An 8,153-nucleotide genomic window follows, 5' to 3' on the forward strand; every position below is an offset into this window, starting at 1 on the left:
GTCACCGGTGAGGGTGTGCCGATACCTTTGTGACCAGTGCTCAGGCGCCGAGGCCTGCCCGCACAAGACAGGCACTAGTTCGTTTGTCTTTGCGCAACGCTATCTTTCTCACCGATGCCGCACCACCCGCACTCCCACTGGCCTTGCAAACTTGTCCATCGCCACCGACGATATGCGGCTGTGGCGGAGCAGGGTGCCGAGTTGTTCGGTGGCGCCCAGGCGCTGGTCGACTTCCAGCTCTGCCACGGTGCGCGGGCGTTTGCGCTTGTCGGCATTGGCGAAGCGCAGGCGGTTGTACTCGGCCCAGCCGACGGTGGTGATGGCCGCCATCAGGGCGATGACCGGCAGTGCGCCGAGGGCGAATGGGTCGATGGCGTTGTGTCGCAGGTAGAGCTCGGTATACGCGCTGCGCAGGCCGAAGAACCAGGCGATCAGCGTGGCCAGCGGTGCCCAGAGATAGAAGTAGACCATCCAGGCGCCGGCAGTGGCGGCGCCGTAGGCGAGGCGGCGCGAGCGGCCGAGGCGTTGCGGCAGGTTGATGATGGGCGGAGTCATTGGATTCCTCGGTCGGGGCTCTTCCATCGCGCGCGTTGGTTGCGGCGTACGATGAGGGCGCGGGGGAAGGCGATGACGGCAGTGAGCATGCCGATCATCCAGAAGGCGGCCGGGTACCAGATCACCCAGAAGAACTGGCGTGCCAGGCCTTTTTCGTAGCGACGTTCGATGATCAGGCTGGTGCCGAACTGCAGCAGGCAGACCACTGCCAGCACCAGGCCATGCCAGCGCGGCAGGATGGTGTCGACATACAACGCCGGCGGCATCGCGATGAACTTGCCGAGCACCCACAACACGATGATGAACAACATCACGTAGGCCCAGATCAGGCTCAGCGCGTATTCCAGCAGCACCGCCCACATGCGCCGGCTACGCCACGCCAATGCGCGTCGACCATGGCTCAGCAATACCTCCACGCCACCGCGCGCCCAGCGCAGGCGCTGCATCCACAGGCCGCGGAAGGTTTCCGGCATCAGGATCCAGCACAGCGCGTTGGGCTCGTAACGGATATCCCAGCCGTCGAGCTGCAGGCGCCAGGAAATGTCGATGTCTTCGGTGACCATGTTGTCGGACCAGAAGCCGACGTGGTGCAGGGCCGAGCGACGAAACGCGCAGATCACACCGGACACGGTGAACAGGCGGCCGTAGACGCGTTGGGCGCGCTTGATCAGGCCCACGATCGCGGAAAACTCGCCGACCTGCATACGGCCCATCAGGGTGGTGCGATTGCGCACGCGCGGGTTGCCGGTGACGCCACCGACGCGCGGGCCGGAAATCAGGTGACCCACCATCCAGCGCGTTGCGTTGGGGTCGAGAATCGCATCGGCATCCACGCACACCAGGTAGTCCGAGCGTGCGGCCAGCGTGCCGACGCGCAGTGCGTTGGCCTTGCCGTGATTCTGCTCCAGATGCACCACGCGCAACCGTGGATGCTGGTGGGTGAGATCGTCGAGCACTTCGGCAGTGCGGTCGGTGCTGCCATCGTTGATTGCGATGATCTCGAAGTCTGCATAGTGCTGCGCGCTCATCGCCTCGATGGTTTCGGCAACATGCTTGGCTTCGTTGTAGCAAGGCATCAGCAACGATACGAACGGCTCGCTGGCCATCGGCGGCGGCTTGGATGGCCCCGGCGTGCCGCGTTCGCGCCGCAGGTAGTAGTAGATGCCGCCGATCATCCAGAAAAACGCCATGATGATCGGGTAGTAAAACGCAAAGTTGAACAGGGCGGCCAGTAAGAGGCTGGTCGTCATCGGTCATCGCTCGATATAGGGGAATTGGCGGGCCGAAATGGCTTCACGCGCTTCGGGCAGGGACGGATGGCCGCCAATGAAATCGTCGGGGTAATACGCCAGATGACGCACCCCAGCCGCCAGCAGCAGCTTGGAGTGTGCGAGCAATGCGCCGTCAGGCAGCGGCTTGCCGGTACGCCAATCGACGGTTTGCAGTTCGAAGATGGTCTTGTCGAAACCGCGTGGTTGCTGACCGACACGCGTCGCCAGTTGCGTGAGCCACTGTTGCGGATCGTCGGCTTGTTCCATGTACGGCATCGCCATCAGCGCGGTGTAGTCGTAGGCGGTAGCAAACGCGTCCAGGCGCTGCGCAAACCACGCTTCGCTGTGCGGCTCCAGCACCGGCTGCGCGAACAGGTTGCGCACCGTGACCAGCTTGGGGCGCCAACGTTCTGCGGCGACCTTGAGCTGCTGAGTAAAGCCGATCAGCGCCTGCGTGCGCCTGGCCGGATCGCCGCCGCCGTAGGCCGGCACTTCGTCATCGCGCAGGTAGGCATCGTCATGGAACAGCAGGCCTTCGAAGTAGGCATTGGCGGCCAGGTCTTCGTAGACGTCGGCCACCAGTTGGCGCGTGCGCGGGTTGCCCGGATCCAGACGCGGTACATCCTTCGGATCGTTTGCTCGGATCTGCAGCGCTGCCTGCTGCTGCGCGTCGGGCAGGTGGAAGCCGAGCACCGGCAGCCAGGCGAACACGCGCACACCGGCGCGGGTGCGCAGCTGCCAGGCCACGCGCCCGAACAGGTCCGCGCGCATCGGCAGATGCCGGTTGGGGAAATACAGCGCATCGGCCGCGCCATCGCCATCCGGGTCGGCAAAGGCCTGCAGAAAGACGTGGCTGGGGCCGATGTCCTTGACGCGTTGAACCAGGATGTCGAGGTTGCGCGCGAGCTGGGCCGGGTCCGGGTCATAGACATAATCCAGATCGATCTGGATGGCGCGCAGGCCATCGCGCGACAGATCGCGGCGCAGTTCGCCGGCCAGATCGCGCACATCGGGATTGTTGAACAGCAACAGGCGGCCAAGGCTGGCCAGCGATTGCCCGTCCACGCGGTCGCGTCCCTGCTGGCCGATATCGGCTTCGTGCGAGCGGCCTTCCAGGTCGAAGCTGAGCGTCATGCCCAGCTGCGCGGCAATGCCATTGCTGGCGCGATTGTAGGCAGCGTACGGCCACACCATCGCACGCGGCGGCTTGCTCAGATGCGCCACGATGGCATCGCGGCTATGGCGCAGATCGGTTTCGATGCGCCGGCGATAGTCGGCCTCGTTTTCGTAGCCGCTGCTTGCATCCCAGAGCCGGGTAACTGCGGCAGGAGTCTGGTTGCCGAACGGGTTACCGGCGATGCCCTTGTGCAGGTCATCGCTATGCGAGCCGATCTCGACCAGGCCGCTGTCCTGCATTTCACGCAACTGCGCCCAGGTGACGAAGTCATCGCGGGTGAAATCGCGCGGGCCATAGGGTACGACCTTGTCCGCAGGCAACTCGACCCAACTGGTCACCGGCGCGACCAGTGCGGGGTAGCCATACGCCTGCAGTAGCGGAAATACCCGCGTATAAACGCTGCGCAAGCCGTCGTCGAAGGTGAGCAATACCGGCCGCGAGGGCAGGGCACGCCGGCCGGCACGTGCGTCCAGCACCTGCTGCACGCTGACCGGGTGGTAGGCGTGCGAGCGCAGCCAGTCCAGATGCGCGGCGAAGTTGCTGGTGGACACCGCATAGCGATCCGGATCGCCCTTGGCGGCGACGTCGTCGCGAATATCGTGGTAGCTGAGCACCAGCAGGCCTGCATGCGCGGACGAAGCGAAGGTCATCAACAGCAGCGCGAGCAGCAACAGCGGCAGGCGGATCACGGCGTACCTCCCCATCGGAAATCCAGGTCCAATCCAAGTTGGTGTTCGCGCTGCCCGTCGTAGACCGGGCGCGACCAACTCACGCCGTAGCTCACTGCGCTGCCATCGCCCAGCGACCACAGGTGGCGATAGGCCACGGCAGGTACCCAGCGACTGCCGAAGCCGGACTGATACGTTGGCCCGGCGGTCACTTCCAGCCGCTGCCGGAATGCATAGTCATAACGACGCCAGCCGATCTGTTCGATCCGCGCACCCGCGGCCACGCCCGAGCTGCGGCGCGGGTTGAAGTAATCGACAACGCGGTCGTCTTCGGCGCGCCCGGCGGACGCGGAAAACAGCCCATCGATCAGCACATGCGGGCTTGCCCACAGGCGTTGACTGCCGGATAGATCGAGCTGGCTGCGCCGATTGCCATCGCTGTAACGCAGCTGTCGCGCTTGCAGTTCCCAACGGCTTTCGTCGCTGGGGGTCCAGCGCACGGCAGCGCCGATGCTGTCGCCGGTGATGCCCAACCGACGCGCCTGCAACGAAGCCTCCGGGTCGCGTGTCCGCCAGGCGACGCTGCCGTACCACGCATCGGAAAATCGCCAGCCCGCGTCCAATGACCAGGCGGTACTGTCGCGGTCGAAATCATCGAGTGCGCGGCCACCATAGGCGCTCAGATCCAGCCGGTCGTAGCGGTAATGCGTGCCCAGCCAGAAGCTGCGATAACGCACGCGCGTGTTCTGGAAATCGGCCCAATCGTCGCGCGCGCGCAAGCCCACGCGCCAGCGCTCGCCCAGCAGCGGCGATTCGGCTTCCAGCAGCGAGCTGCCGAAATGGTTGCCGAGCGGCGAGGTTGCGGTGGCGCGGTTGTCGTTGTCGCTGCGTCCCCGCGCATGGCTCAGATGCACCTGCCAGCCGCGTTGGCGCTCCAGCGATGCGCCGAGGCGTTGCAGGCCCGCGTCGTCCGGATACTCCTTGCGCAGGCTCGCGAATGCGGCATCGGCCAGATCCAGGCGATCCAGGTCGCGTTGCGCTTCCACGCTGCCGTTGCGCGCCTGCTTCTGATGCGGATCCAGCGTCAGTGCCATTGCGTTGCGTTGCAATGCCTGGCTGATGTGTCCGCGCCGCTGCTCGATCGATGCCAGCGCGGCCTGCAGTTCCGCATTATCCGGACCGATCGCCACCCGCTCGCGCAGCAGGGCCTGCGCACCCCGGTTGTCGTTCGCCGCCGAGCGTGCCGTCGCCAGCGCGATATCTGCGCTGAAGCGGTCCCAGTTCTCGTAGCCGCTGGTGGCTCCATCGCGGCGTGGCCACGGCACCTGGGTTGCGGCAAGCTTCTCGAACAACGGCATCGCCTGATCGAAGCGCTCCTGCTCCAGCAAGGCATAGCCCAGCTGCAGCTGCGTATTGAAATCGTCCGGGTCGTGTTGCAAGGCCTGCCGCAGCACGGCTTCGGCTTCGGCAGGGCGGCGCAACCCCATCAGCGAGTCGCCCACGGTCGGCAGCACGTAGCCGGGAACCGCGATGCCTTCCGCGCGCAGCGCCTGGTACCCGGCCACCACATCGCGGTGACGCTGCCGCTGGTTGAGCGCGATCAGGCCGTCCACGCGCAGGCGTGTGGCTTCCCATGCCACCTGGGGCGGCGCGTCGCGCTCGATACGGGCAATGTTGACCAGCGCTTGATCGGTCTCGGCGTAGCGATGCGCGGCGTCCACCGGTTCGGCACTGGCCCAGCCGATCATGCGCGCGACGCGATCGTTGTCGATACGTTCGCGTTTCTGCTGCGAAAACCAGTCTGGATGCCGCCACACCGCTTCGGCTGCGAGCTGTGCGCTGCCCAGGTCGCTCAGTGTGAGCGCACGCAGGGTGTAGGCGCCCTTGTCGCGCGGGTCTGCACGCAGCACCCGTTCGTAGATGGCCAGGGCGTCCGCATAGCGTTGCTGGCCGCGGAGCTGCTCGGCCTGCTGCATGGGTGTAAGGACGATGGTGGCGTCATGCACATCGGAGGCATCACGCACATCTGCAGACCGCAGTTGCCCACTGTGCGCCTGGGGCGCACACGCAGACAACAAGGCGAGGCTGAGCAGAGGTGTGAGTGCGCTCGTGCGGTCAGGACAACCGCGACGCACGTAATTGCTTGAACGACTGGGGGAGGAAGTTCACAAGCGATCCCGGCTATGAAGTTCGGCGATACTGCGTATGCCCATGTAAAATGCATGTCATCACAATGTCGATGCGATGTTCATTGCTTCAGTTCGTTTTTGAGACTTGGCAATGATTCCCGCGGCGATTTTATTGCCGGAAATAGGACTGATAACGCGTTCTCGTGCGTATCTCCTTCGAATGAAGAAAATTCATGTCACGCGGGACGCGCTGGCGAGCGTGTTGTCGGCTCCACGCTATGCTCTTTTAGACATCACTAGAATTGCCCAACTTAGCGGCTAGTTGCCCGACGTTCCTGTCTGACGAGACCCTTGTTGCATCCAGCACCTACAGCTGCCCACTCGCTGCGTCCGGAATTTAAGTGATATCCATCACATAAGTGAAATGGTCGGGTTTTTCTTACAGGGTAGCCCCTACACGGCGCGTTGACCCGTTCTTAACGTTGCAGCAAAGTTGCGCCGCATTCTGCCGAGCTGAAGGGTTGCGCCGCCATGTTGGTGGCCAGGCACGGTGATGCGGGCGGCGGCGCGCGGAAGGCGCGACCACCGCACAGGGGGCAGGACAAGATGTGGATGCGATCGGCGCCGTTGGCGCTGGCGGCTTGCCTTTGGGCGGTCGCCGGGCTGGCGGCTGCACAACAATCGGCACCTTCCAGCCTGGATCGGCAGGAACAACTGCGCCAGGCCGAAGAGATCCAGCGCAGGCAGGAGCAGGAGCGCCAGGCGCCCTTCGCCGGCCCGCGCGAGGAGGCCGACCGCGTGGATGCAGGCAGCACTGCCTTGCCCAGGGAAGACCTGTGTTTTGCCATCACGCGCGTGCGTCTTTCCGGTGCCGGCGATGCAGCGGACCGTTTTGCCTGGTTGTGGAAATCGTTGCGCCGTTACGAGGGCCGCTGCATCGGCCGCGCGGGGATCGACATCATTCGCCGCCGCGCACTGGATCGCCTGGTGGCACGTGGTTTTGTCACCACCCGAATCGGTGTGCCCGAGCAGGATCTGTCGCGTGGCGAACTGCGTTTTGAATTGATGCCAGGACGTCTGCGTGCGGTGCGTGTGGCCTCCGATACCGATGGCGCGCATTGGAAAACGGCCTTGCCGTTACGCAGCGGGGATCTGTTGGATCTGCGCGCGATCGAGCAGGCCGTTGAGCAGTTCAAGCGACTGCCATCGCAAGATGCCAAGATCGATATCGCCCCGGGCGAGGCGCCAGGCGAATCGGATCTGGTGATCACCTTGCAGCACGGTCGGCGCTGGCGCGGCGTGGCCAATGCCGACGACTCTGGCGTGGAAGCCACCGGGCGCGCGCAGAGCGGGCTGGATTTTTCGCTGGACAACCCGCTGGGCCTCAACGATCTGCTCAGCGTCGGTTACAGCCATGACCTGGCCACGCGCGACGAAGAACGCGGTACCCGCGGCAATAGTCTCAGTTACAACCTGCCGTGGGGATGGTGGACGTTTGCGTTGTCGGCCTCGTCGTACCGCTATCACCAGCGCGTGGACGGATTTTTGCAGACCTTTCAGTCCAGCGGCGAATCCAGTAACGCGCAGCTGGATATCCAGCGCGTACTGCACCGCGATGGCACCAGCAAGACCTCTGCAGGTGTCACGGTGGGCAGGCGGCGGGCGCGTAGTTATCTGGATGGCGTGGAGATCGGCATCCAGCGTCGCGACACCAGCAGCGCGGAGTTCTACCTCACCCATCGTCGCTATCTGGGCGCGATGCAGTTGGACGTGCGCATCGCGCATCGGCGTGGCACGCCGTGGTTCAACAGCCAGTGGACAGGTTACGACCCGCAGATCGGGTTCCCGACATTCCGTTATGGCGTGACCACGCTGGACGTGAGTACGGCCCTGCCGTTCAAGCTGGGCCCGGTGCCGATGGCGTGGGAAAGCAGCCTGCGTGCACAGACCGCAGGTGAGCTGTTGCTTGGCTCGGAGTTCGTCACCATCGGGGGCCGCTACAGCGTGCGCGGCTTCGACGGCGAAGCGACCTTGGGCGCGGAAAAGGGCGCGTACTGGCGGAATACCTTGAGTTTTCCGATCCAGCAGATCGGGCTGACGCCGTATCTGGGGTTGGATGCCGGGCGCATCGATGGCACCAGTGCCAGCGGTCTGCGCGACCGCAGTCTGGTGGGCGGCGTGGTAGGTCTGCGCGGCGGTTGGTTCGGCGCCAGCATCGATGCATTTGCCGGCTGGGCGATCCATCGCCCCGATGGTTTTGGAAGTGCGCAGCCGGCGTATGGCGCGCGTGTGATCTACCAGTTCTGACATGGATCGCGCCGCCAGCCGGCAGCGCGCCGTTGATTGATGACGC

At 64.6% G+C, this 8,153-nt stretch carries 5 protein-coding genes; 1 reads left to right on the forward strand and 4 read right to left on the reverse strand.

Features of this window, described 5'->3' with window-relative positions; translation table 11 throughout:
• Positions 1-108: 108 nt before the first annotated feature.
• Genes pgaD through VZ068_RS09745 form a run of 4 tightly spaced genes read right to left on the reverse strand, consistent with a single transcriptional unit; the run spans position 109 to position 5,647 of the window.
• Positions 109-555 carry a poly-beta-1,6-N-acetyl-D-glucosamine biosynthesis protein PgaD gene (gene pgaD / locus VZ068_RS09730; protein ID WP_259164421.1) on the reverse strand — a complete coding sequence of 149 codons (447 nt, stop codon included), beginning with the start codon at positions 553-555 and terminating at the stop codon, positions 109-111.
• Positions 552-1,805, reverse strand: coding sequence for a poly-beta-1,6-N-acetyl-D-glucosamine synthase (gene pgaC / locus VZ068_RS09735; RefSeq protein WP_259159757.1), 1,254 nt, complete (start codon positions 1,803-1,805; stop codon positions 552-554). Before pgaC ends, pgaD begins: the two co-directional genes overlap by 4 nt.
• Before the next feature lie 3 nt (positions 1,806-1,808).
• The gene (gene pgaB / locus VZ068_RS09740; RefSeq protein WP_349657511.1) at positions 1,809-3,707 is read right to left on the reverse strand and encodes a poly-beta-1,6-N-acetyl-D-glucosamine N-deacetylase PgaB; all 1,899 of its coding nucleotides are present in this window, start codon (positions 3,705-3,707) and stop codon (positions 1,809-1,811) included.
• On the reverse strand, positions 3,689-5,647 hold the full coding sequence (locus tag VZ068_RS09745) for a tetratricopeptide repeat protein (RefSeq protein WP_349657678.1): 1,959 nt from the start codon (positions 5,645-5,647) through the stop codon (positions 3,689-3,691). Before VZ068_RS09745 ends, pgaB begins: the two co-directional genes overlap by 19 nt.
• 759 nt (positions 5,648-6,406) lie before the next feature.
• Between VZ068_RS09745 and VZ068_RS09750 the strand changes: the two genes are divergently transcribed.
• Positions 6,407-8,107, forward strand: coding sequence for a ShlB/FhaC/HecB family hemolysin secretion/activation protein (locus tag VZ068_RS09750; RefSeq protein ID WP_349657512.1), 1,701 nt, complete (start codon positions 6,407-6,409; stop codon positions 8,105-8,107).
• Positions 8,108-8,153 lie beyond the last annotated feature (46 nt).

It is taken from the genome of Xanthomonas sp. 10-10 (assembly GCF_040182365.1).
GTDB classification, from domain to species: Bacteria; Pseudomonadota; Gammaproteobacteria; order Xanthomonadales; family Xanthomonadaceae; genus Xanthomonas; species Xanthomonas arboricola_F.

What these genes read in the sequence shown, in the direction of transcription:
- pgaD (WP_259164421.1), bottom strand. Translation starts at nt 555, where the DNA reads ATGACTCCGCCCATCATCAACCTGCCGCAACGCCTCGGCCGCTCGCGC.
- pgaC (WP_259159757.1), bottom strand. Translation starts at nt 1,805, where the DNA reads ATGACGACCAGCCTCTTACTGGCCGCCCTGTTCAACTTTGCGTTTTAC.
- pgaB (WP_349657511.1), bottom strand. Translation starts at nt 3,707, where the DNA reads ATGGGGAGGTACGCCGTGATCCGCCTGCCGCTGTTGCTGCTCGCGCTG.
- VZ068_RS09745 (WP_349657678.1), bottom strand. Translation starts at nt 5,647, where the DNA reads ATGCAGCAGGCCGAGCAGCTCCGCGGCCAGCAACGCTATGCGGACGCC.
- VZ068_RS09750 (WP_349657512.1), top strand. Translation starts at nt 6,407, where the DNA reads ATGTGGATGCGATCGGCGCCGTTGGCGCTGGCGGCTTGCCTTTGGGCG.